A 26162-nucleotide genomic window follows, 5' to 3' on the forward strand; every position below is an offset into this window, starting at 1 on the left:
TATCCTCCCTATTCGATCGTTAAATTGACTCCTGCGGCAACTTGTCCCTTTTTTTCTTTCGTAATCGGATCATAGAGACTAAACAATGCAACAGATGGATACTCCCCTTTTTTCAACTTTTGTTCCAAAGTCACTTCTTTTACTTCATAACCAGGTTCAATTGCTCCAGAAGTATAAATAAGTCGGTCGGTTGTTTTCTCCCGAATCTCCACATTGATAGGGTAACTATTTTTGCTTGGGTTTTTGATCTTCAAATCTCCTTTTAACGTTTGTTCACAGAATTTTGCTTCTGGCGAAATAACCAAATTGAATTTGCTTTTATCCAGTGCCGATTGCGCAAGTCTTGTCATTTCTTTATCAGATATTTTTTGCGCATCTTTTTGTTCAGGTAAAAAATCCCCGCTTACAACAGCCACTTTTTCTGTTTTTCCTTGAACATGATGCTGAGAAATGAACCAAGTAATAGTCAGTAGAATTGTGACGAACAAAATACCGACAACGTGCTGTTTGCGATTATTTTTCAACCTTTCCATCATGATTGTCCTCCTCACTATACAATGAACAACGTGGCAATCTCATACTTTCCAATATATTTGAATTTAGACGTACTTATATACTAAAGATAATTATATTTCCCACGAAAATGAATCATCATTTTCTAATTGCTTTCATCTTTACTGGTTGCTTTCAATGTAAAGATTTCTCTTCTCAATCACTCTCATCAAATTATAACATTCATTCATTTTCCGAACTAAAAAGAACGGTTTCGTTTTCTCCACTAAGTTTTATGTTCTTATTTATCACAAAAAAATACCAAAATTCCAAATAGTATTTTCAGCTATATTTGTAGATACACTATGTATTCACGAAAATTTTCTCAGTAATATAGATAATTTCAAATTTTTCAAAATTGAGAAATCCATCATTATTGGTCAATGCACTTTATTAATTTTTGATTATAAATAAATGATACTATACACATTTTACGCCGTCAAAGATTTGCACAAAAAAACTACTTGATTTCCTCAATAAAGGAAACCAAGTAGTTACTAGAACTGATTTTAAGCTTTTGCTAATTCGGGTGTTTTTCTCAATAGACCATAGATCACACCGGAAACAACTGCACCGATAGCAATAAATACAAGATACATGATTGGTTGACTTACTAGGAAAACAACGAAGATACCACCATGTGGTGCAAGTAATTTAATTCCCAATGCACCAACTAAGCAACCAGTTAGGGCTGAACCAATAATGAAACTTGGAATAGCACGAACAGGGTCAGCGGCTGCAAAAGGTATAGAACCTTCTGTAACAAAGGATAGCCCCATGATGATGTTTGTCAAACCAGCATCTTGATCTGTTTTGCTAAATTTATTTTTGAATAGACGTGTTGCTACGAAAATAGCTAATGGTGGAACCATACCACCTGCCATAACAGATGCCATGACTACACTTCCGCCAGTTGCAACAGTTGTAGCTAAAGTAGCTGTCCCAAATACATATGCTGCTTTATTGATTGGTCCACCAAGATCGGCTGCCATCATTCCAGCTAGCAAAGCACCAAGTAGTGCGGCATTTGAACCACTCATGCCAGTCAAAAAGCTATTCAATGCATCATTGATCGCCTTCATAGGGACATTGACCAGCAACATCAAGAATCCGGTAATCAATAAACCAAAGACTGGGTAAAATAGGATCGTTTTAATCCCATCCAATGATTTTGGCAAATTCTTGAATACTTTACGTAAGAACACGATCACATAACCTGCGATGAAACCACCGATCAATGCACCTAAGAATCCTGCACCACCAGTATTTGCTAAAGCACCAGCTGCAAAACCAACAACTAATCCAGGACGATCACCAATACTTGAAGCAATGAATCCCGCTAAGACTGGTAACATGAAGCCAAATGCAGCTTGACCGATTTGATTGAACCAACTAGCAAGTTGGTTATAATTTCCTAAGTGTGCCAATTGATCGTGAGGAACACCCATGAATTGGTCGATCATAAAGGAAAGAGCAATTGCGATCCCGCCACCAATAACAAACGGTAACATATGAGAAACACCATTCATCAAATCTTTATAGATTCTTTGACCAACTGTGCCATCAGCATTTCCTTCATCTGCTGCACCATCTTTTCCTTCTCCATGGAAAACTGGGGCAGTGTCATTCGTTGCCAATTGGATCAATTCTTCTGGCTTGCGGATACCATCGCTGACTGGTCGATTGACTAATTTTTTCCCATCGAAACGATCCATTTCAACTTTTTTATCTGCAGCGACGATGACCCCATCTGCTCGAGCGATATCTTCTGCTGTCAAACGATTCTTGATCCCTTCAGAACCATTTGTTTCAACTTTGATATCAACGCCCATTTCTTTTGCTTTTTTCTTAAGCGAATCTTCTGCCATATACGTATGAGCGATTCCTGTTGGGCAAGCAGTTACAGCAACGATATATTTCTTTTTAGGATCTAAACTTTTTTCTGTTGCTTGTGCTTCCTTTTCAGCTTTTTCTTCTGCTTCTTTTTGTTCTTCTGCTGTTTGGAATAATTCTTGAACAGCTTCTGGTGTTTCCACCTGTTTTAATTTTCCGACAAAATCTGGGTCGATCAAAAGGCGGGACAATGCTGCTAATGCTTGTAAATGAGTATCATTTGCCCCTTCTGGTGCAGCAATCATGAAAAACAAATATGTTGGTTGACCATCTAATGATTCATAGTCAACACCTTTTTTGCTTTTGGCAAACAAAACTGTTGCTTCTTTGACAGCTGCATTTTTTGCGTGAGGCATTGCAATACCATCACCTAAACCAGTTGATGTTTGTGCTTCACGTGCTAAAATACCGTCTTTGTAGGTTTTAATATCTGAAATACGACCTGCTTCATACATTTTTTGGACCATTTCATCAATTGCGCCTTTTTTATCAGTCGCTTGTAGGTCCATGATCATTGCATCTTTGATCATTAAGTCTTTAATATTCATGATAACCCTCCTAGAAATCAATCAATTTTTGTAATTTCAACTTCTGGTATTAATTCATCGATCAATGCCTTTGTTGCTAAATCATCAGAGAATGCTGTAGCACTTCCACATGCAACTCCCCATTTGAATGCTTCAACTGGATCTTGATCTTTGCTGTAAGATCCAATAAAACCAGCAATCATTGAATCTCCTGCTCCTACCGAATTTTTCAACGGACGTACTAAGACATTCGACTGATACGCACCATCTTTTGTGAAGAGTAAAGCACCATCACCGGCCATAGAGATCAATACGTTTTGAGCACCTTCTTCAAGTAATTTTTTACCATATGGAAGGATATCATCAATACTCTTGAATTCTGTGTGATATAGTTCAGCTAATTCATGATTGTTCGGCTTGATCAGTAATGGTCTTTTCGCTAAAGCATCTTTAAGATCATCACCTGTTGTATCAATCACAAATTCTGCTTCTTTTCCACGGATAATCTCAATTAATTCTTGGTAAAATCCGTTTCTTAAACTTGCTGGTGTGCTACCTGACAAAACAACGATATCGCCTTTTTTTACGTTATTCATCGCTTGTTTTAAATCTTCAATTTCTTTTTCAGAAAGAACTGGTCCTAATCCATTGATTTCCGTTTCAGTATCCGATTTCAATTTGATATTGATTCGTGTATCAGATTGGACGTTGGTAAAGGCTGTATTGATTTGCTCTTCCTTTAACCATTCAGAAATAAAATTGCCGGTAAATCCACCTAAAAATCCAAGAGCGGTCGATTCCGTGTCCATCCTTTTCAAGATCCTTGATACGTTGATACCTTTCCCACCAGGTAGTTTGAAGTCTTCTTTCATTCGATTCAAATCACCTAGTTTCAATCCATCAACTTTTACAATAAAGTCAATTGACGGGTTCAATGTTACTGTGTAAATCATTGTATAGCCTCCTTAATTGTTGTCCGTTCACGATATTGTTCCGCATATTCTGATGGACAACACTCGGTTACGATCGTAGCTGCTTCTAAAGGTGCGACAAAAGTAAAACTTAATTGATTGAATTTCGATTGATCGACTAAGACAAAACTTTCTTCTGAATGTGCCATCGCTAGACGTTTTACCGCAGCTTCTTCTGGGTCAGGCGTCGTAAAACCACGCTCAACATGGACACCATTCATCCCCATGAACGCTTTATTGAAATGAAAGTCTTTTAATTGCTCGATCACGCTAGAGCCTAATACTGCATTCGTTGATAACTTGATCATGCCTCCTAGAATGATTGTAGGAAGTTGTAAGTCAACTAGACTTGCAGCATGTTTGACTGAATTGGTGACAATAGTAATTTTTTTCCCCTGTAGATAAGGAATCATTTCCAATGTCGTTGAACCAGCATCCAAGTAGATCACGTCTTCATCATTGATCAATTCCGCCGCGATTTGGGCAATTTTATGTTTTTCGTGAACGTTTTTGAGCGTTTTTTCGCTCATTGCTTGTTCAAAGCCTAAAAGCTGTCCTTTTTTTGCACCACCATGGATACGTTCAAGAAGCCCATCGTTTTCTAAGTCCTGTAAATCGCGTCTGATTGTTGATTCAGAAGCATTTAGAAGGTTTACTAGATCCTGTGACTTCACGATCTTATGTTGATCCAATAAATGAAGTATTTTCTGTCTTCGTTCCTCTGTAAGCATTTCCACGATCACCTCATGACAAATAGTAGCACATTATTTTTATAAATTCAATATAAAACATTCAAAAACATTCAAAAATATTCTCTTACAACCATAAACGAATCATTTCATTCAAAATTCACCCTATATATCAAAAAAAGCGATAAATGACAGAACTTTGTATACGTCCACGTAAGTTCGAATACCACAAGTTTTTGTGTGCTTCGACGTTCTGTTATTTATCACTTATTTAACTATCACTTTCGGTCAACCAGCTGGTTAGCGATTAGACCTTTTCCTTTTGTTTACTTATTTTAGTTTTATGAAGGGTATAATAATAAAAGCCCAGTCCGCTAAGCATGACTAAAAATCCCAAAATTGAACGTATCGGTATTCTTAGAATCAAAAAAATGAGTAAAGCAAGTAATGCTGTAGGTAGCATGATGCGATAGTATAAACGTTTATCCATTTTTTTCACCTCAACTTTTTTGCGCTGTCGCTAACTGTTCTAACTTAGGATAATCTAAGATCTCTACTCTCAAATGATGGATATCTTTCTTTACGTCAAAAGCCAATCTACCTCTTCGTTTTCTAAATCTTTTGAACTTGATATCGGATAATTCCTCACGTATCTCATCCAGAGGCACTTTTTTTAAAATATCACTTGGGACATAAAGCCGCAAAATCAACAGGTATTCTTGATACTTTTCATCCTCTACCGCTACTTCCAAGTACTCTCGGATATAATAACAATAAGCTTGAATACCGTTATCTAGTGTAATGCTCGGATCGATTACTTTATAAGACATCATTTGCGCACGTTGCTCATCCACCCAAGGGAAGTAAGCTTGAGTATTCAATGCACCTTTTATCCTCTTTTCTCTATATTCATCTTTTTCAAAATTATAATTTCTAGTAACAAAAAAGGTAGCTTTCTTCTTGGGGGCAGGCTGCATCATTCTGTTTTGATATTGAACAGATTGAACACTTTTGTCTGTATAGGCATATTCTATAAAAGGAGTTTTCAATAGTCCTACGCCATTGTCCCACGCTAAATGATCAAATCCCAACTGATCGCGATAGTAAGCTTGAAATTGCTGATTGACTTCAGCTTTCCAATTGAAGGGGTCGCGATAAAGCTGTACAGCAACTACCTGATTCTCATACTCTTTGACCCATTCCACTTGTTGCACATCCAAGAAGATTTGCTTGGGAATCACACGATAATAGTAGGAACTGTAATACATTTCCCAGCAAGAAGTAAAACACAACCCTTGGTAAGATAGGTCATATCCAGAAAACTGATTACAATCAACGATGATTTCTCCATCTGCCCGTTTGATTTTTGGTAATAGACGAATTTCCTCTTTCGTTTCAATGAGCAAACGTTCATCTATATCTGTGGTATTGTTGTACACGAATTCATCGTAAGGTCTTATATACGCAAAAACACCATGCTGAAACATCTTTGTTCTGATATAATCTCGTATGACAGCAGCATGCTTATCCATCAGTTGCTTTTGAAAAATATTTTTCATCACTATTTCTTGTCCGTCAAAATGAATGCTGAATTCATTTCCGTCATTTCCTATGATGAACCAGCCAAAATCCAGCGGACCCTCCTGAAGTAACACTTGTTGGAATCTCTTCAATTCGAATGGTCTCATTCCTTGATGAGAAGATTGGAAATAGGACGGCGTAATCAACAATCGAATAAACGCAAGCCAATCCTCAATTTGATTTTTCTTCTCAAATTGATTCAATTCGGTCAGTTGGATCGTCATTAATAATTTATTCTCTTCCATACCTTTCTCACCTCTTTCAAATTATTTTATAATTAAATTATAACCAAATATAAGAAAAAACTAAAATTTAAAGTCTTGACTGCATTTACAAATATTCCATGGTAAAATGAAGCTATAAATTCTCAAACGAGGTGGACAAAATGGGCTTAAAATTTGAACGCACCGATAATCTTGATAAATTATTCGAATCATTTGCGGTTGATCCAGAAAAAACAGTTGCTTCTAAAGAAGAAATCGATCGCTTCTTAAAACCAAAAGATGATTTAAAAAAAGACAAGAAAAAGAAATAAAAAAAGACTTGTAGTAAATTTGAATTTCTCCATTCGTTGGAGTATCAAATTGCTACAAGTCTTTTTAACTTTTTTATTCTGCAATTGCCGCTTCAATAGCCTGCCACGCTTCTTCTTTTCCTTGCTTCGTTACAGAAGAAAACAAAATAAATTGATCGTTATGATCAAAATCAAGTGCTTTCTTTATTTCACTTTCGTGTTTATTCCATTTTCCTCTAGGGATTTTATCTGCTTTTGTAGCTACTACGATAACTGGAATATCATAGTACTTCAAAAATTCGTACATTTGGATATCTTCTTGTGAAGGTCTGTGGCGTAAATCAACTAACGAGACAACTGCACGCAATTGCTCCCTAGTTGTGATATAGGTTTCGATCATCTTTCCCCATTTTGCACGTTCTGTTTTTGATACTTTCGCATACCCATAACCTGGAACGTCAACAAAGTGCAACGCATTTTCAATCAAGTAAAAATTCAGTGTTTGTGTCTTACCAGGCTTGCCTGAAGTACGTGCCAAATTTTTGCGATCGATCAATGTATTGATAAATGATGACTTTCCCACATTTGATCTTCCTGCCAAAGCAATTTCAGGTAGATCTGTTTCTGGATATTGTTTTGGCGCGACCGCGCTGATCACGATATCCGCTTGATGTACTTTCATAACTCTTCTCTCCTTAAACACTACTAATCCTCAGTCAAACTGGTGGTATCATTCGATGCTTGACTAACAGCTTTTTTAAACTGCCTTTTGCTTTTTCCATTTGCTCCTTCGATACTAAAGAAAGAGCTGCCGCAAAAGCGATAAACGACTTTCGCAACAGCCTAAAGTTTTAGCCAGCTTTTTTCTCAGAATCTTTGTAGACAATCGTTGGCTCGCCAGTAAGTTCAGCAGCTTCTTTTGTGATGATCACTTTTTCGATTGCTTCATTTGATGGAATATCAAACATCACATCCATCATGATTTCTTCGATGATCGAACGCAAACCGCGCGCACCGGTATTTCTGTCGATTGCTTTTTTCGCAATTGCTTCTAGTGCATCTGGTTCAAATTCCAACTCAGTATCGTCTAAAGATAGCAATTTTTGATATTGTTTGACTAATGCATTTTTTGGTTCAGTCAAGATGCGAACAAGATCGGCAGCTGTTAGTTTTTCCAGAGCCGCCATTACTGGTAAGCGTCCGATGAATTCAGGAATCAGCCCAAACTTCAGTAAATCCTCTGGAATGATGTGTTGCATCACACTTTCATCCTCTGATAATTTCTGATTGTTCGTACCAAATCCAATCGTTTTCTCACCCATACGGTTTTTGACGATTGTCTCGATACCATCGAAAGCACCACCTACGATGAATAATACATTCGTAGTATCGATCTGGATGAATTCTTGATGAGGATGTTTACGTCCTCCTTGAGGTGGAACGCTCGCTACTGTACCTTCAAGAATTTTTAGTAAAGCTTGTTGTACTCCTTCACCCGAAACATCACGAGTGATTGAGACATTTTCGCTTTTACGCGCGATTTTATCGATTTCATCAATGTAGATGATCCCTTTTTCCGCACGCTCAACGTTATAATCAGCTGATTGCAATAGCTTCAACAAGATATTTTCTACATCTTCTCCGACATAACCCGCTTCTGTTAGACTTGTAGCATCCGCAATCGCAAAAGGAACATTCAATGTCTTCGCTAACGTTTGTGCTAAAAATGTTTTCCCTGATCCAGTAGGACCGATCAAACAGATATTACTCTTTTGTAGTTCTACTTCATCAGCATCATCTTGCGCTTGTTGGTTGACGCGTTTGTAATGATTGTACACAGCTACAGCTAATGATCGTTTTGCACGATCTTGACCAATCACATAACTATTTAAGACATCTAAAATTTCTGCTGGTTTCGGTACTTCTGTAAACTCGCGTACAGCTTCTTCATAAAATTCTTCATCAATGATTTCTTTACATAGGTCGATACATTCATTACAGATGTAGACCCCTGGACCTGCTACGATTTTTTTTACTTCTTCTTGTGTCTTTCCGCAAAAAGAACAACGTACGGTCTCGTTACCACTTGGATTATCATACATGGTCTTCACCCCTTAACTCGCACTTGAACATGCAAGAAACTATCACAGACTTTACAGTCTTTTACTATCATAACATAATTTAAATAAAAGCAAAAGTACAAAACAATCTACATAATCCCTAAGAAAGGGAAAAAGAGACAGGCTATGATCATAGCCTGTCTACTTTCGATTTTCATCTAGCAAAAATTATTCTGCTTCAGTTGCTGTACCAGTGATCAAATCGATTGCTTTTTTCATTGTTACATCGTGTTCTAACATATCATCTGTCAATACACGTTTGATTTGGTCGATAGGCATGTTGTAAGAATCAGCCAATTCTTGGATTTCTGCATTGATTTCTTCTTCAGTTGCTTCTAAGTTTTCAGCTTTAGCGATTGCTTCGATCACAAGGTTTGTTTTTGTACGAGTTTCCGCTTCACCTTCAAATTGTTTATGCAAGTCTTCTTCAGTAGAACCAGTTAATTGATAGTACATTTCTGGTGAGATTCCTTGACGTTGCATATTGTTCAAGAATTCGTCCATTGAACGGTGTACTTCATCGTGGACCATTACGTGTGGAAGGTCAACGATTTCAGCATTTTCAACAGCTAAACGGATAGCAGCTTCGTCTTTTGCATCATCTGCTGCTTTTTCTTTTGCTTCAGTTAATTCTTTAAGATATTTTTCTTTTAATTCAGCCAATGTAGATACTTCATCATCCACATCTTTTGCAAATTCATCGTCTAATTCAGGAACTTCTTTTGATTTTACTTCATGAACAGTCACTTTGAAGACTGCTTCTTTTCCAGCTAGATCTTCTGCTTGATAATCTTCTGGGAATGTCACAGTTACATCTAGGCTTTCTCCTGATTTTTTACCAACAAGTTGTTCTTCAAATCCAGGAATGAATGAGCCAGAACCTAATTCAAGTGAGTAGTTTTCACCTTTTCCACCGTCAAAAGCTTCGCCATCAACGAAACCTTCAAAATCGATCACTACTGTATCGCCATTTTCTGCTGCAGCGTCTTCTTTGATCACTAATTCAGCTTGTGCTTCTTGTTCGCGTTTGATACGTTCTTCAAGGTCTGCTTCTGTTACTTCACGGTCTTGTTTTTCAACGACTAAGTCTTTATATTGACCTAATTTCACTTCAGGTTTCACTGTTACTTCAGCAGTGATCACCCAGTCTTGGCCTTTTTCCATACTTTCAACATCGATTTGAGGTTGAGATACTGGGTCGATTCCAGCTTCTTTAACAGCAGCTTCATAAGCTTCTGGTAAAACAGCATTCAATGCATCTTCATAAAGTGCTTCTTCACCGTACATACGATTAAATACTTGACGAGAAACTTTTCCTTTACGGAATCCTGGTACATTCAAGTTTCCTTTAACTTTATTAAACGCAGTTGTTAGTCCTTTTTGGATTTCATCTTGCGCAATCGTAAATTTTAAAACACCATCATTTGTGCCTTTTTTTTCAAATGTTGCAGTCATTTAATTCCCTCCGAGTTTAGAAATTCATTTTATACATCAAAAACGTTTCATGCATACCTTTAAATAGTACACTAACCCTCTCAAATTGTAAACATATTGAGTGACTAGAATCCCCGTTTTTCATGACTTTTTTATCTTTTTAGTATCTGATCCCTTCTTGTAAGATCATCATTTCTTTCAAAATATCCGCTCTTTTATTCATGAATTCTGCTATTTCTACTTCTGTGTAGTCCGCAGGTAGGTCGTTGCGGTATACTGCTACAGTTAAGTTGAACCAGCTGTTGGGATCATTGATATATGTATCATAGATCGGATAAACGAGCGCAGATTGCATAGCAAACTCTTCTTTCAAAACTGTGCTTAAAAATGCGTCTTGGTTCTCAAATTCTTCTGCTAATCGACGAAGCTCTTGATAAGCAGGCTGTTTTTCTGGCATAGGCAGTGACTTAGGAATGAATTGGACTAATGTTTCGTTGATTGTCAAATACGAAATAGGATGACACTCTTTCACTTGGGTCAGTGATTCGAGCATCTTCGCTCTCGCCAATAACTGGACTTCAGGCATAATGATCAATTTTGTTACTACCTGAACAAATTCATGGTAGGGTAACTCTTCGATTTTTTTGATCATCAATAACTGTTCAGCCGGTGCCATTGTAGGTAATAACTCTGCCAAACGGTGGATTTCTCGAATATTTTGCCGTTCCATTTGGCTGGAAAATTGCTCCGCTTGTTGGACTTTATTGATAATAGACTGTTCAAATTCTTCTGGGAAAGTACAACTTGCAATCAATTTGCGGACATACAAAAAATCATTGTTTGCGATTAATAAATCAAAATAAAATCCAGCAAATTCTTCGCTTGCCAAATATTCACTTTCATGAAGCACTGCTTGACTCAACGCTTCTTGTTTTTCATCAAGTTCAAATAGACAAAAGACTAGCAGACTATTTGCCTCAAAGTTAGGTTCTAGGTCATATGCCCGTAACAATAGTTCTTTCGCCTGTGTGTACCGGTGGTCTGCTAAGGCTTGTTGCGCAATACGCATCAGATTTTCATATTTATCTGGAAAATCAATTTGGTCCACTTCTTCCCCCTCCTTTCAGTTCATCGCTTCCAATAGTAGCAAATAAAAAAAATCATGACAATATTTTTTGTATTATCATGATTTTTTTATGTTATGCATTCACTTCTTGGTTGAAAGCCTTGATCAAATTGATCGTTACAACACTCGTATTTGAGAAGTAATCACCAATATGCTGTTTTTTCTTGCTAAAGATAACTGGCAGATAACCTATAAACAACAATGGAAATTTTAGTATGAATCGGCATGCACCTTCTCTAACCAAAACAGTCGACCAACTTAATTCTGTCTCGTCAAAACCAACTACACGAATACCAAAAATCATTTTGCCGATCGTTTGTCCATGGTTAAGTTTCGTCAATAAAACAAAATAAGCTAAATAAATGACCAATGCCGCTCCACCATAGAAACTTAGGTAAGAATCCGCGTAATCGATCCAACCAAGATTCAAAGCGATACCTAATGTCAATCGAGTAATTGAACCTATACATAACAAATCAATCAAAAAGGCACCAAGCCTTACCCAAAACCCAGCATAAAAATACTTTGGGAAATCATTGACTTTTGGAACTTCTGGTCGTTCTTTTGTATACCTTTGCCAATTTTTCTGTTTCGTCTCAATTTCACTTTCCGTCAAAGGACGTTCTTTAAAAGATTGGAGAACTTTTTGAGAGAAATTAGGATCAGGTCCAACTGCTGGACGGTCATGATGCTCTTGCTCAGCTTTTGTTTGTTCCTCTTCTAAATGTTCAGACATTCTTACTCACCTCCGTAATAATACATTGCTTTTGGTGATTCCGCTGTCCCAAGATTTTCAAGAAGTGTCAAGATCTGATTGGTTTCTGAAGCTTTTAATCCTTGGAATTGAGCTAATTTAGAACCTAGCCACGTGTTAGCAAAACCAGTAGAACTAGCGGAATATTCAACTAACTGTGCATTTTCTAGTTTCTGTTCTTTACGCATTGCTTTTAGTGCATCCTCTGGATAAGCAATCTCATCGACTAACCCAATTTCTTTCGCTTGTGCCCCATCATAGATACGACCGTCAGCAATCTGTTTCACTTCAGCTTCTGTTTTGTGTCTTCCTTCGCTGACTACCTTCACAAACCGATTATAAGCACTATCGATGTACGCTTGGAGTACTTCTTGGTCTTCTTTCGTTGGTGGTCTAGTACTTGACCCCATATCTTTGAGCGCACCACTCTTCACAGTCGTATCTTCCACTCCGAGCTTTTCCAATAATCCTGAATAATTTAAACCAGACATGATTACTCCAATCGATCCAGTAACCGTTTCGTCTGTTGCAAAGATTTTGTCTGCTTGCGCAGAGATGTAATAGCCACCACTGGCTGCTGTGTTTTTCATACTCACATACATCGGGATTTTTCGATCTGTACGAATATCTTTCAGTGTCTTAGCAATTTCGGCGCTTTCATAAACGCCGCCTCCTGGAGAATTCACTTCTAAAAAGATTCCCTTTACACTCTTGTCTTCTTGAATTGCTTTTAATTGTTCCATAAAGTTTTCATGATTGTATCCTTCTGATGCAAACAGTCCCGATGAACCACCACTGGCTATCGTGCCATCAACAGTCAGTTTCACGATTTTTTCTGTACTATCCCCATCTTCAAGCACAGTTGGAGTCAACTCATCACTTCCATAAAGCAGACTATTCAAGCCAGTCATTTGTGTTTCTTCTTTCTCTTTCGTAGTTAAACTTGACGAGACTAACGAGATGACCAACAACCCAGCAGCAATCAAAACGGCGATCCAACGCTTTTTATTCATACGACTTCTCTCCTAATATAAATTTTTGATGACGATCACTTTTTCTTTTTTCTCTTCAGCATTCATTTTCTCTGCTTTTTCTTCTAATGCATAACCAATGAATTTTTCTTTTGTCAATTCATCTTCTACTGCAAAACGTTGTGCATCCTCCACTGCTAACGCGTCAGGAGAGATTTCTTGGATACTATCCCAACCTGTATCCAAAAATATTTTCGTTTCATCAGTGATCTCACTTGTTTTTTCAAGTTCGGCTAAACGTTGTTTTAACTGACCCAATGTCATGATTTCTATTTGCGCTTCCATTTTGCTCCTCCTTTTGTTTCTTAAATATTATTGTACCGAACTATTCAAAAAGATGATAGCTAAAATTAGGAATTTTACCAGTTGCGCCGACCATATATATACCAATTATATTTTTTTACTTATCCATTGACAAAACCAACATAAAAAAGTTATTATTTTAGATGTTTCCAGAAAAAATATTAAAAGGTGGTACGAATAGACCATTAACGGAATAGCGCCTGATCTGTAGCGACAGATGACGAGGAAGAGGTTTATCGAAATTTCGGCGGGTGACCTCAGGGAATGCACTCTATAGGATATTCAAAAAAACTATCTGTGAAGATAGAACAAAGGAATATCCATGCAGCTGGAAACTTTCTTAATGAGATTATTATAGAAAGTAGGATGTTTTTTTATGTGTGGAATTGTTGGAATGATAGGTTTAGAAAATGTAACTCCTGGTTTGATCAACGGACTTGAAAAATTAGAATACCGTGGCTACGATTCAGCTGGTATCTTTATTGCAAATGATGAAGTAGATTACTTGATCAAGGCGCAGGGCAGAATCCAAAATCTAAAGGATAAATTAACAGATGAAATGATCGGCTCCATTGGTATCGGTCATACAAGATGGGCAACTCACGGTGAACCGACTGAAGGAAATGCACATCCGCATACTTCACAAACAGGTCGTTTCGTTCTTGTCCATAACGGTGTGATCGAAAATTTTGAAGAAATAAAAACAAATTATTTGGCAAACGATACTTTTGTTGGAGAAACAGATACAGAGATCGTTGCTCATTTGATCGAATTTTTCGCAGATCAAGGATGGCCTACAAAAGTTGCATTCACTAAAGCATTACAATTGATCAAAGGTTCTTATGCTTTTGCATTGATAGACAGAACTCTTCCTAACACGATCTTCGTAGCAAAAAATAAAAGCCCTTTATTGATTGGCTTAGGGGATGGGTTCAATGTAGTTTCTAGCGACGCAATGGCAATGCTTTCTTATACTAGAGAGTTCGTCGAAATCGAAGATGGTGAAGTAGTCATCGTAACAAAAGACGATATATCTATCCAAACAATTGACGGTATTTCTGTGGATCGCCCTTCTTTCGAGGCACAAATCGATGCAACAGACATCGAAAAAGGCACATATCCTTACTATATGCTGAAAGAAATCGATGAACAGCCCATCGTGATGAGAAAAATCATCCAAGCATATACGAACCAACAGCATCAAATTGTGATGGATGAAAAAATGTTAGCTACCGCGAAAGAAAGTGATCGGATTTTCATCGTAGCTTGCGGAACGAGCTATCATGCGGGTCTAGCAGGTAAGCCAATACTCGAAAAATTGACGAATATTCCTGTAGAAGTCCACTTAGCTAGTGAATTTGGTTATTCGATGCCTTTACTTTCGGAAAAACCATTTTTTGTTTTCTTAAGTCAAAGTGGTGAAACAGCTGACAGTCGTCAGGTTTTAGTTAAAATCAATGAACTAGGGCACCCTACATTGACGATCACAAACGTTCCAGGTTCAACTTTATCAAGAGAAGCTTCTTTCACTCTTCTATTACATGCGGGACCTGAAATCGCTGTTGCATCAACCAAAGCCTATACAGCACAAATTGCTGTACTTGCACTGTTAGCGAAGGCCATTGGTGAAACAAAACAATTAACAAATGCACAAACATTCGATATTAGCCATGAACTTGGTATTGTAGCAAATGCCATGGAAGAGATCATCACACAAAAAGATGAACTGCATCAACTTGCTGCAGAGTATTTGACCGATACTCGAAATGCGTTTTATATCGGACGTGGAGCTGATTACGCTGTTTCACTGGAAGCTGCTTTGAAATTAAAGGAAATCAGCTATATCCAAGCGGAAGGATTTGCAGCCGGTGAATTAAAACACGGAACGATCGCTTTGATCGAAGAAGGAACACCAGTGATTGGGATCATTAGCGAGGCGGTTACTGGATCACATACAAGAGGTAATTTGAGAGAAGTAGAAAGCCGTGGAGCGAAAACATTAGTGATTGCGGCAAAGGGACTTGAAACAGAACAAGACCAACTCGTTCTTCCTGTAGTCCATCCATTATTGACAGCATTGGCTACAGTTATCCCTACTCAATTAATTGCCTATTACGCCACTCTTCTAAGAGGATTAGACGTCGATAAACCACGTAATCTCGCAAAATCAGTAACAGTAGAATGACAAAAAAACAGTCGAGGCAGAAGTATTTCACTCCGAACATCAGGACGGATTCACAGAAATCACTTTTCGATATTTTGTGAATTGTGACTTATTTTCTCAACAACATGCTTCTGCCTTACTGTTTATGCGTATACAGATTCTGAGACAAAAAGTATTACTTGCTTTTGTACCAGAATCTTTTTTATTTTCTCCGTTTCCTTATATAAAACAAACACAAACTAATTACTGTTATACCCACGCCACTCATCTTTACAAGTGCATTTTTTTGTGTACCTGTCATTGGCAATTTTTTAACACTATCTTTGGTCAATATTTTACTGATTTTTTGTATTGCCTCTGCATTTAGATTAAGTGAATGATCTACGGGGCGATTTTCCCCTTGATTTATCATCCCCGTTTGTTCTTTCTCCATTTTGTTACCAGAAGCATCTACTGTTGAGTTGCCTATATTCTCTTTTTGCGGAGGTCGAGGCACGCTTGGAGAAGGTTTTTCTTCTTTCGGCTTTTCTTCTACTATTGGAGGAAGGGTTGTTCCTTTGGTCGTGATGAGCAACGCTTTCGTTGCCACCGATACATTTCCAGCATGATCACAGGCGGTTATTGTAAAATAATATTTTGTTTTTTCAGATAAATTCGTATCTGTATAGGATAAGGTATCGCCTGGAAGGCTACCGACCAAAATACTATTTCGATACACTTGGTAACTTCTAATGCCACTCTCATCACTGGAAGCTTCCCAAAGTAAGGTCACTTTATTTTCTGTCACGACTGTCGCCCTTACATTCATCGGTGTCGTAGGCGGTGTGTGATCAACGATTCCCTTCGTTCTTACATTGATTCTATTGCTTGCTTCTGACTGATTCCCTGCTGCATCAAAAGCCCGTACCTCATATGTATATTCAGTGTCTTCCGTCAACCTAGTATCAGTAAACTGTTCTCCTTGAACCTCTTGGACCAACTGTTTATCCCGATAAACACGATAGCCGGCTACACCGATATTATCTGTAGATGCCCCCCATGACAAACTCACCGTATCAGAAGTAACACTTTCCACCAGTAGGTTTTGTGGAGTCGATGGACTCTCCAGATCCAACCAAGCGGCTTGAATATTATCAAATTTAGCTTCGCCATTGCCACTCGAAGCAAAGCGAATGACATAAGTATTCTCATCTGTTGGTGTTGTAAAAATAAATTTATGTTGTTTCCAAGCGATGTTATAATGCTTTTCTTCCTTCAGTGGATGGTATCCTTGGTCATGATTTAACGTGCCAAACTCGACAATCGCTGGAAAAACAGGATCACCAATCACGTAATACGCAAATCGATACGTAGAATTTGGTTTTAACTGAACATATTGGAGGATATTTTCACCATTCGTTGCTTTTACATATTGATTGCCGTTACTATCCACTACCAGAGATGGGTTGTTTTCTCCAGGACTTGAAACGATCCAATCTTTCAATCCTTCATTGAATTCTCCATTCTTGATGATCACCTCTTCAACTGATCCTTGTGTAGAAACGGCGACTGCTACAAAAGGTTTTATAAAAAGAAGTAGCATTGCAAATAAAGGCAGGTATTTCCTTATAGATTTCATCTTATCACTTTCCTTTCCTGAGGGTATTATCGCTGTTAGTTTAATACATCCAGTGTTTTTGGAAACACTATTTTTCTTACATAAAGAAAATAAAGTTGTCACATAACAGTTGTCTGCATTAGAGCACAGTACTTTGGAAATTCTCCTATCCAACTAGCTTTTCTATAACCTAGAAGGAAGGTCTAAAGAAATCGTGAAGGAGTTGACTTGTATGATTGGTTTTTGTGTCTCCTAGTGATTTTAAGAAAGAGCGGTCATTTTCAGTCCATCTTCTTTTTTGTACTACTCGTCCAACAAAAAAAGCAATCAATCTCAAAATTTGTTTTCCAAATTTAAAGATTGATTGCTTTTTTATTTAAAGCGATTCATTGACACCTTGGATAAAGTCTTGGTGTCGACTTATCACAAGAAAAATCACGTGACCAGATGTTAGTCTAATCCAATTTCTTCTCTTACAACTGCTGCGATTTTATCCACGTAATAATCAACTTTTTCATGTGTTGGTGCTTCAGCCATTACACGTAATAACGGTTCTGTTCCAGAAGGACGAACTAAAATTCTTCCTTCACCACCCATTTCTGCTTCTGCTTCTTCGATGACTGCTTTGATTGCAGGTACTTCCATCGCACCATTTTTGTTGCTGACACGGATATTTACTAATTTTTGCGGATAGATCGTTACTTCTGCCGCAAGTTCAGATAGTTTTTTACCTGTTTGCTTCATGATATTCAATAATTGGATTCCAGATAACATACCGTCTCCAGTAGTATTGAAATCTAAGAAAATCATGTGCCCAGATTGTTCCCCACCAAAATTGTAGTCATTCTTGCGCATTTCTTCTACTACATAGCGATCTCCTACTTGCGTGATCACATCTTTTAAGCCGATACTTTCCACTGCTTTATGGAATCCTAGATTACTCATGACCGTAGTAACGATCGTATCTTTCTTCAAACGATTCTTTTCAGAAAGATATTTCGCACAGATGAACATGATTTTATCGCCATCAACGATATTTCCTAATTCATCAACTGCAATGATACGGTCGCCATCACCATCGAAAGCTAAACCAGCATCTGCACCTTTTTCCACAACCATTTCTGCCAATTTTTCTGGATGTGTCGAACCAACTCCATCGTTGATGTTCAACCCATTTGGATTTGTTCCCATCGTATAGAAATCTGTTTCCAAATCTGCAAACAAGCGATTAACAGATGTTGAAGTCGCACCATTTGCAGCATCGACACAAATAGTCAATCCAGAAAGATCTCCATTGATCGTTTGTACTAGGAATTGAGAATATTTCAACAGACCTTCTGGAAATTCTTCTACTGTACCAAGCCCTTCAGCAGAAGGTCGTGGTAATTCGTCTACTTCTGCATCTAATAAAGCCTCAATCTCTAATTCTTGATCATCTACTAATTTAAATCCATCTGCACCGAAAAATTTGATTCCATTATCTTGCGCTGGATTATGAGAAGCAGAAATCATTACTCCGGCACTGGCTTTTTGTAATCTTGTTAAATAAGCGACTCCTGGAGTTGAAATCACGCCAAGTTGGAATACTTCAATACCAACAGATAATAATCCGGATATCAATGCTTCCTCTAACATTTGGCCTGAAATTCTTGTGTCACGTCCGACCAATACACGCGGGCGTTTTCCTTCTGTCTCATGCTGACTCAAGACATAACCGCCACATCTACCTAATTTAAACGCTAATTCTGGTGTCAGTTCTTTGTTTGCCTCGCCACGGACACCATCCGTTCCAAAATATTTACCCATAATTGTAAATTTGCTCCTTTAACTTAATTTTCCGATGAATTCGTTTGACTCATTTGAGTACTGCTACTTGTTGATTCACTCGAAACGCTACTTTCAGAGCCTTGACTAGACTCCGATTGTTGTGATGAAGACGATGTCGTCGAATTCGTCGTTGAAAAACTTGTATTTGTATTGTTCTCTTTTTCAGAACCTTGACTTCGATTGGTTGAAGAACTGCTATCAGATGAAGCTAAAATCGGTGTGATTTCAACACTCACTGACTTTGGTGAAATACTTAACCCTCGTTCAACCGGGATATCGATGTTTCTTGTTGTCCGATGAGTGATACCTGAGACATCGATTGGTACCGGAATACTGTCGCCAATCAATGCAAGCTGTTCATTCGAACCAGTGACCACTGCATCTAGTTCTGAAAATTTAAAGTCGTAACTCTTAACACCTGAACCTGGTGTGCCTTGTTGTGTTCCATATAGACGCACCGATTTTTTCGGTTTGATTGCATCTGCGGTCACTTTTACCTGAACAGGATCTGACACGATACTCAATGCCTCCCCTGCCTGATTCAACGCTTGAACAGGTACTTCACTATTGATGCCTTCATCTTTTATCATGGAAGGATCAACAACAGCTACTACTTGGTGGATCTCAGATAGTGTTTTATCTCCTGTCGTGATCGTCACTTCATCTGGATCAACCTTGGTTTTATCCAATTCATAACCAGATGGTGTAGAACCAGAAGGCACAACAGTTTCTACATCAAACGTTTTCGTCACTTTCTTTTCAATTGTAACGGTGATCGTTTCAGGTTGCAACCTCGATGTAACAGCACTGCTTAGGTTACGTACTTTCAATGATACTTCATGTGTGCCTTCACCAACATTCGTTAGATCAGCAGTAACTCTAAATGTTCGTGTATCTGCATTTGACTCTGCATTCAATTGCACACGGTTAGCACTACTAAGCTTTACAGTAGCTGTATTCTCATAGCCGTGGATATAGTATTTATCCGTATCATATAATAGTTGGATCGGCACATTTGAAACAGTTTGACTATACGACTCGTTTCCAGATAGCGTACTCTGAACTGTCTGTCCGTTGGCATTAAAGTAAAGAACGATACTGAACAGTAATGCCACGAAGCCATACAATAGACTGGTACGTCTCTCCTTTGAGATCATTTTCGATCCCCTCCCTTAGTCATTGCGTCCAAGAAAGATTGAATCCCATTTTTTTTGTTTTTAGGTTTTTCCTCAACAATCAACTGTTTTCGTAATATTGTGAGGTATTCTTCTTGTGATAATCCAGGAATCAATTGATTATCTAATGTGATACTGACGTCTCCTGTTTCTTCAGAGACAACGATTGTTATAGCATCGCTGACCTCACTGATACCGACAGCAGCTCGGTGACGGGTTCCGAATTCTTTCGGAATCAACATACTTTCAGATAAAGGCAGATACGCACTTGCTACTGCGATCTTCCCATTCTTAACAATGACCGCTCCATCATGTAACGGTGTATTTGGGATGAAGATATTGATAAGGAGTTCTCCAGTAATATCTGCATCAAGCGCTATCCCTGTTTCAATATATTCATCTAAACCCGTGTGGCGTTCAATTGTGATCAAGGCGCCAATCTTACGTTTAGACATATATTGGATTGCTTTGTCGAAGGATAAAATCATTTTTTCATCTTCTTGCTGCTCGCTTTTTGATTGTTTGAAAAGCGAACTTCGACCGAGATGTTCCAAGCCACGTCGTATTTCTGGCTGAAAAATAACGATTGCTGCGATCACACCATAAGTGATGACTTGATTCATCAACCATGATAGAGTATGCAGACCAATCAACTCAGCCACGATCCGAATGACAATGAAAATAGCCACCCCTTTTAGCAATTGGATTGCTTTCGTCCCTCTTAGTAGTTGGATCAGTTTATAGACCAAATACCATACTACCAGAATATCCAGTATGTTCACCAAAAAATTCAGAGAAAACAAGTCACCGGAAAACATTTGTTGCCAATAATCTAAGTTAAAAAGTTCTCCGATTTGAAATGACATAAAAAGCCTCTCTTCTCTTTTGAGATTTCTTCTTAAGTATATCATATGTTTGTATATCTGAGGCTTTTATGCCTGAATTTTTCCATTTTCACGACAATTTTTTTCAAGAAAATTACATAGTTTTATTTTTTCAAAAAGACAAGGATGAGTTAAAAGTAAAAATCACTTTTAACTCATCCTCTAGATCCGAATAATCAATGGAAACAGAAACCAGCTTTTCGAAAATGAAGTTCAGTTATCCTAAATCAAAAAATAACTTTCGTAAATCATTTCTTAGCTCTTAAATCTCCATTCTCCCATCAAACTTATCATTTATAAAAATATTTAAATCCATTTCTCTGAAACAAGACATTAAAATAGGAAAATGCCTATTTTCTACGTGCGGCACGTTCTGCTCTTCTTGCCGCTCTTCTTGCTTCGGCTTCTGGATCACTTTTTTTCTCTCTTTTTTCTCTTGCAGGCTTTTCGATCGTTTCCTTTTCTTCAGCAGGTTCTATTTTTGCTTTGATTTTATCCAATTGACCTGCTAATGAAGCATAGTTGTAGAAGCGTGTCTTCGCATCGTGAACTGTTTTTTCAAATAATTTTTCTGCTAATTGCGGATGCGCATTTTCCAATGATGAAAAACGTACTTGCTTACGCATAAAATCAGGCATTGTTGAAAAATCAGGTTTTTTGTAATCTAAAGTCATTGGTACTTTGTTCTTTTCGATTAATTCTGGATTGTATCGATATAGTGACCAATATCCAGAAGAAACGGCCTCTTTTGCTTCTTTGATTGATTCTTTCATTCCACCAAATAGACCGTGTGTGATACATGGTGTGTAGGCGATGATCAATGAAGGTCCAGGGAATTTTTCTGCCTCTTCGAACGCTTTGATTGTTTGCATTTGATTTGCTCCAGAAGCGATTTGGGCAACGTAGACATTGCCATACGTCATCGCCATCATCCCTAAATCCTTTTTCGAAGCATATTTCCCGCTCGCAGCAAATTTTGCGATAGCTGATGCAGGTGTTGCTTTAGACACTTGTCCTCCTGTATTAGAATAAACTTCATTATCCAACACGAGAATATTGACGTCTGCACCACTTGCTAATACATGATCGATCCCGCCGAAACCAATGTCATAGGCCCAACCATCGCCACCAATCATCCATTGGCTATTTTTCACAAAAATGTCTTTTTCTTTTAAAATTGCCCGCAATTCTGGAACGTCCACAACCTCTGATTCGATCGCTGCTTGAAGTTTTGCAGCTCTTTGCTGTGTGCCTTCGCTCTCGAATAAATGATTTAACCAATCCTCCATCAATGCCCGCAACTCTTGTGAAACTTTCGGCAACAATTCGCTCATTGCTTTTGCTAAAGCTTCGCGACGCGTTTGAGCCGCTAGCAACATACCATAACCAAACTCAGCATTGTCTTCTAGTAAAGAATTTGACCATGCTGGGCCTTGACCACATTCATTCGTTGTATATGGAGAAGCTGGTGAAGCTCCACCCCAGATTGAAGAACACCCTGTTGCATTCGCGATCATCATCCGATCCCCAAACATTTGTGTCAATAATTTGACGTAAGGTGTTTCTCCACAGCCTGAACAAGCTCCTGAAAATTCAAGCAATGGTTTATTGAACTGCGTAGATAACACTGAATTTTTACCCTTTACTGGATTTTCTTTTTGTTTCAAGGTCATAGCAAATGCCCAGTTGACAGCTTGTTCTTTTTGTTCTTCATAAGGTTTCATCACTAATGCTTTTCCTTTTGCTGGACAAGCTTCTACGCATAATCCACAACCTGTACAGTCTTCTACGGAAACTTGAATACGGTATTTTAGTCCATCTGGTCCTCTCATATCCCGTACGATAAATCCTTCAGGCGCCTCAGTCATTTCCTCATCATCTGCCAAAAATGGGCGAATGGCTGCATGGGGACAAACAAAAGCACATTCGTTACACATTGTGCAACGATCACTGATCCACTCAGGCACTTCTAACGCAACACCACGTTTTTCAACTTTCGCCGTCCCTAAAGGCATTTCACCAGTTGTCATCTGGTTTTCGACCAAAGTCCCAACGGATAAACTATTTCCTTCTTGTGCATTGATTGGTTCAAGCACTTCTTGAACATACTGTGATCGATACTGATTTGTTTTCACTGGGATCTCTAATGTTCGCCAGTGTTCAGGCACTTCCACTTTGTGAAGCAATTCCACTGTACGATCGATTGCCTGCACGTTTTTTTCAACGATCTTCATTGATTTATGTCCATAGCTTTTTAGTGCTTCTTCTTTTAAGAGTGGCATCACTTCCTCAAATGGAATGATGTTCGCTAATTTGAAAAAGGCTGTTTCCATCGCCGTGTTGATTCGGCGACCTAAACCTACTTCTTGTGCTAGTTGCATCGCATTGATCGTATAAAACTGTATGTCATTTTCAGACAAATATTTTTTTAAGCGGATAGGCAGATGGTTCTCCAACTGTTTTTCTGTCCATAACGTATTAAGTAAGAACGTTCCGCCTTTTTTCAAACCTTTTACTAAATCATAACTGTGTAGATACGCTGGGGTATGACACGCAACAAAGTCTGCATGTTCAACCAAATACGTCGAGCGAATAGGTGTGTCACCAAAACGCAAGTGCGAAACAGTTAGCCCACCAGATTTCTTAGAGTCATAGTAAAAGTATCCTTGTGCATATTTATCTGTATGGTCACCAATAATCTTGATTGCTGATTTATTCGCACCTACTGTACCATCTGAACCAAATCCCCAGAATTTTGCCTGATACGTGTTGGGATTCGTTAAATCTAACGTAGGTCTTTTTTCAAGTGATTGATAGGTTACATCATCAACGATCCCGATCGTGAACCGTTTCTTCATATCTCTTTTTTCTTTTTGCAGTTCATCATAAACGCTGATGATCTGATCTGGTGTCACGTCTTTTGAGCCCAGACCATAGCGACCACCAATCACTTTAGGTCGGATATCCGCATCATAAAGTGCGCTTTGCACATCTAACAATAGCGGTTCACCACCAGCGCCTGGTTCCTTGCTTCGATCTAACACAGCGATAGCTTTCGTTGACTCCGGTAATTTTTCCAATAGATTCTCAATAGGGAATGGGCGATACAAGTGGATATTCAAAAAGCCAACTTTACGACCATTTTTATTCAAATAATCGACCGTTTGTTCAATCGTCTGTGCTACTGAACCCATCGAAACGATCACTTCTTCTGCCTCAGGATCACCATGGTAAGTCACGAGGTCATATGCTGTTCCACGTAATTCATTGATTTTTTGCATATATTTTTGAACAATACTTGGCAATCGATCATAATAAGCATTGATTGTTTCCCTTTGTTGAAAGTGGATATCTGGATTTTGGTTGGTTCCACTGACCGTTGGATGATTTGGATTCATCCCTCTTTCTCGAAATGAGGCGAGTTTTTCCTGATTGATCAATGGTGCCAATTCTTCATATTCCAATACTTCGATCTTTTGGATCTCATGACTTGTTCGGAAACCATCAAAGAAATTCACAAAGGGCAGTTCCGCCTCAAGAGAAGCGAGGTGAGCTACTGGAGCTAGATCCATCACTTCTTGCACACTACTTTCCGAAAGCATAGCAAAACCTGTTTGACGTGCGGCCATGACATCTCCATGGTCCCCAAAGATGTTCAGTGCGTTTGTCGTGACTGCTCGGCTAGCTACGTGAAAAACGCTAGGAAGCAACTCACCTGCGATTTTGTACATATTAGGGATCATTAAAAGTAATCCTTGTGAAGCTGTATAGGTAGTTGTTAAAGCACCAGTTTTCAATGAACCATGAACGACACCTGCCGCTCCTGCTTCTGATTGCATCTCTACTACTTTGACCGGCTGCCCAAATATATTTTTCTTCCCACTTGCTGACCATTGATCGACTAGTTCAGCCATCGTGGAGCTAGGCGTAATTGGATAAATGGCTGCTAATTCCGTAAACGCATAAGAGATATATGCGGCAGCGGTATTCCCATCCATTGTTTTCATCTTTCGCATTTTTTCATCATCCTTGTTCAAATTCTCTTAAATATCTGTTCCATTATAACGTAAAAAAATCAGAAAACCTACTTAATTTGCAAATCTGCTCACGAACTTTCCTTAGATTGAATTATAAGACAAATCTAAAAATCAGTTTTGCTACAGAATCTAATTCTGAATAAAAGGCGTCCAAAAGCCAGTTTTTTCGGAAATTTCAAAAAAGAACAAAATACTATTATTTCTTCAAAAAAATGATTACAATAAATGAAAGAGGTGTTGAGAAATGGATATATCTGTGATTAAAGCTGAAAAAACAACTACAGCGAACGGTATCATGTATGGTGAAGATCAAGCACCAAAAAAAATGATCGAATTTATCAATCTAGCTTGTCCATATTGCCGTCAATGGTTCAATGACTCGTTTGACTTGCTTGAAGAAGCAGTTGAAGCGGGGAAAATCCAGCGTGTCATCAAACTTTTTGACAAAGAAAAAGAAAGTTTGCAACGGGGAAACGTCATGCACCATCACGTGACTGCTACTGATGGAAAAAAAGCATTGACTGAAATCAAAAAGATTTTCGATACGCAAGATGAATGGAAACATTTAGGCTTATCTGAAGTTGCAGATTATGCAAAAAATCAGTTAGGTTTGACGGAACAAAAAGATTTTGATGCATCACAGGCAATCATCAAAGAGGCGTCCGAGGCAAATATCCGCTTTGTGCCTACGGTCATTTTAGGTGAAGCCATTTTTGACGAGTCGATCACCCATGAAAAATTAACAGACTTGATTGACGCTTAGATTTAATGCCCATAAAAAAAATAGTTGGTCGAAAATCTAGGATATTTCTGATTTTCAGATCAACTATTTTTTTATCTTCTTTTAAAATTTAGGCTGGGACAGAAGTGTTTAACTCCGAGAAATAAGAAGAAATTAACGGAAATTGCTTTTCAAATTTTGTGAATTTCGGCTTATTTAAGAAGGAGTTGCTTCTGCTCCCACCGTTTATTCGTTTTTAAAG

22 protein-coding genes are annotated in these 26162 nt (G+C 38.2%); 3 read left to right on the forward strand and 19 right to left on the reverse strand.

The features are described 5' to 3' along the window. Positions 1 to 8: 8 nt before the first annotated feature. From CJZ72_RS13045 to CJZ72_RS13070, 6 genes are all read right to left on the reverse strand, one after another. Complete coding sequence (locus tag CJZ72_RS13045) at positions 9 to 533, reverse strand: hypothetical protein (RefSeq protein ID WP_179135159.1); 525 nt, start codon at positions 531 to 533, stop codon at positions 9 to 11. 528 nt (positions 534 to 1061) lie between these two features. Next, the gene (locus CJZ72_RS13050; RefSeq protein WP_081135455.1) at positions 1062 to 2993 is read right to left on the reverse strand and encodes a PTS fructose transporter subunit IIABC; all 1932 of its coding nucleotides are present in this window, start codon (positions 2991 to 2993) and stop codon (positions 1062 to 1064) included. 17 nt (positions 2994 to 3010) lie between these two features. Next, positions 3011 to 3925, reverse strand: coding sequence for a 1-phosphofructokinase (gene pfkB / locus CJZ72_RS13055; RefSeq protein ID WP_081135452.1), 915 nt, complete (start codon positions 3923 to 3925; stop codon positions 3011 to 3013). Beyond that, positions 3922 to 4674 (reverse strand): DeoR/GlpR family DNA-binding transcription regulator, encoded by a 753-nt coding sequence (locus CJZ72_RS13060; RefSeq protein ID WP_081135449.1) that lies wholly within the window; start codon positions 4672 to 4674, stop codon positions 3922 to 3924. The genes pfkB and CJZ72_RS13060 overlap by 4 nt, the downstream gene beginning before the upstream one ends. A gap of 265 nt (positions 4675 to 4939) precedes the next feature. Next, positions 4940 to 5122 (reverse strand): hypothetical protein, encoded by a 183-nt coding sequence (locus CJZ72_RS14845; RefSeq protein WP_095443948.1) that lies wholly within the window; start codon positions 5120 to 5122, stop codon positions 4940 to 4942. Positions 5123 to 5132: 10 nt separating this feature from the next. Next, a complete protein-coding gene (locus tag CJZ72_RS13070) occupies positions 5133 to 6458 on the reverse strand; it encodes a hypothetical protein (protein ID WP_179135157.1) in 1326 nt (441 codons plus the stop codon). A 140-nt stretch (positions 6459 to 6598) separates the two neighbouring features. Here CJZ72_RS13070 and CJZ72_RS14565 point away from each other — a divergent pair, with 140 nt between their 5' ends. Next, positions 6599 to 6748, forward strand: coding sequence for an SPJ_0845 family protein (locus CJZ72_RS14565; protein WP_005879995.1), 150 nt, complete (start codon positions 6599 to 6601; stop codon positions 6746 to 6748). Between the two features lie 73 nt (positions 6749 to 6821). Here the strand turns inward: CJZ72_RS14565 and yihA are convergent, their stop codons facing one another. The 8 genes from yihA to CJZ72_RS13110 form a co-directional block, all read right to left on the reverse strand. Continuing rightward, positions 6822 to 7409: a ribosome biogenesis GTP-binding protein YihA/YsxC gene (gene yihA / locus CJZ72_RS13080; protein WP_081135444.1), complete on the reverse strand. Its 588-nt coding sequence runs from the start codon at positions 7407 to 7409 to the stop codon at positions 6822 to 6824. Positions 7410 to 7443: 34 nt separating this feature from the next. Further along, positions 7444 to 7566 carry a hypothetical protein gene (locus CJZ72_RS14960; protein ID WP_264475184.1) on the reverse strand — a complete coding sequence of 41 codons (123 nt, stop codon included), beginning with the start codon at positions 7564 to 7566 and terminating at the stop codon, positions 7444 to 7446. Positions 7567 to 7578: 12 nt separating this feature from the next. Next, entirely contained in the window at positions 7579 to 8829 is a 1251-nt protein-coding gene (gene clpX, locus CJZ72_RS13085) for an ATP-dependent Clp protease ATP-binding subunit ClpX (protein WP_005879999.1), read from the reverse strand. Between the two features lie 186 nt (positions 8830 to 9015). Next, a complete protein-coding gene (tig, locus tag CJZ72_RS13090) occupies positions 9016 to 10302 on the reverse strand; it encodes a trigger factor (RefSeq protein ID WP_081135441.1) in 1287 nt (428 codons plus the stop codon). Between the two features lie 139 nt (positions 10303 to 10441). After that, positions 10442 to 11389, reverse strand: a complete 948-nt coding sequence (locus CJZ72_RS13095; RefSeq protein WP_081135439.1) for a hypothetical protein — start codon at positions 11387 to 11389, stop codon at positions 10442 to 10444. A gap of 91 nt (positions 11390 to 11480) precedes the next feature. Continuing rightward, on the reverse strand, positions 11481 to 12143 hold the full coding sequence (locus CJZ72_RS13100; protein ID WP_081135437.1) for an RDD family protein: 663 nt from the start codon (positions 12141 to 12143) through the stop codon (positions 11481 to 11483). Between the two features lie 2 nt (positions 12144 to 12145). After that, a complete protein-coding gene (gene sppA / locus CJZ72_RS13105; RefSeq protein ID WP_081135435.1) occupies positions 12146 to 13174 on the reverse strand; it encodes a signal peptide peptidase SppA in 1029 nt (342 codons plus the stop codon). 12 nt (positions 13175 to 13186) lie between these two features. Then, the gene (locus CJZ72_RS13110; RefSeq protein ID WP_081135432.1) at positions 13187 to 13477 is read right to left on the reverse strand and encodes a hypothetical protein; all 291 of its coding nucleotides are present in this window, start codon (positions 13475 to 13477) and stop codon (positions 13187 to 13189) included. A gap of 394 nt (positions 13478 to 13871) precedes the next feature. Here CJZ72_RS13110 and glmS point away from each other — a divergent pair, with 394 nt between their 5' ends. Continuing rightward, positions 13872 to 15680, forward strand: a complete 1809-nt coding sequence (gene glmS / locus CJZ72_RS13115; RefSeq protein ID WP_095443949.1) for a glutamine--fructose-6-phosphate transaminase (isomerizing) — start codon at positions 13872 to 13874, stop codon at positions 15678 to 15680. 181 nt (positions 15681 to 15861) lie between these two features. On the opposite strand, the gene CJZ72_RS13120 is transcribed toward glmS, so the two are convergent. The 5 genes from CJZ72_RS13120 to nifJ all read right to left on the reverse strand — a co-directional run bounded on the left by CJZ72_RS13120 (position 15862) and on the right by nifJ (position 25158). Then, on the reverse strand, positions 15862 to 17277 hold the full coding sequence (locus tag CJZ72_RS13120; protein WP_095443950.1) for a fibronectin type III domain-containing protein: 1416 nt from the start codon (positions 17275 to 17277) through the stop codon (positions 15862 to 15864). Between the two features lie 429 nt (positions 17278 to 17706). Further along, positions 17707 to 19062: a phosphoglucosamine mutase gene (gene glmM / locus CJZ72_RS13125; protein WP_081135543.1), complete on the reverse strand. Its 1356-nt coding sequence runs from the start codon at positions 19060 to 19062 to the stop codon at positions 17707 to 17709. 23 nt (positions 19063 to 19085) lie between these two features. Then, complete coding sequence (locus CJZ72_RS13130; protein WP_081135541.1) at positions 19086 to 20240, reverse strand: CdaR family protein; 1155 nt, start codon at positions 20238 to 20240, stop codon at positions 19086 to 19088. Beyond that, a complete protein-coding gene (gene cdaA, locus CJZ72_RS13135) occupies positions 20237 to 21124 on the reverse strand; it encodes a diadenylate cyclase CdaA (RefSeq protein WP_005880019.1) in 888 nt (295 codons plus the stop codon). Before cdaA ends, CJZ72_RS13130 begins: the two co-directional genes overlap by 4 nt. Before the next feature lie 368 nt (positions 21125 to 21492). Then, positions 21493 to 25158, reverse strand: a complete 3666-nt coding sequence (nifJ, locus tag CJZ72_RS13140) for a pyruvate:ferredoxin (flavodoxin) oxidoreductase (RefSeq protein ID WP_095443951.1) — start codon at positions 25156 to 25158, stop codon at positions 21493 to 21495. A gap of 265 nt (positions 25159 to 25423) precedes the next feature. Here nifJ and CJZ72_RS13145 point away from each other — a divergent pair, with 265 nt between their 5' ends. Beyond that, positions 25424 to 25942 carry a thioredoxin domain-containing protein gene (locus CJZ72_RS13145; RefSeq protein WP_081135536.1) on the forward strand — a complete coding sequence of 173 codons (519 nt, stop codon included), beginning with the start codon at positions 25424 to 25426 and terminating at the stop codon, positions 25940 to 25942. The last annotated feature ends 220 nt before the right edge of the window (positions 25943 to 26162 follow it).

It is taken from the genome of Enterococcus durans, assembly GCF_002277935.1.
Classification (GTDB): Bacteria; Bacillota; Bacilli; order Lactobacillales; family Enterococcaceae; genus Enterococcus_B; species Enterococcus_B durans.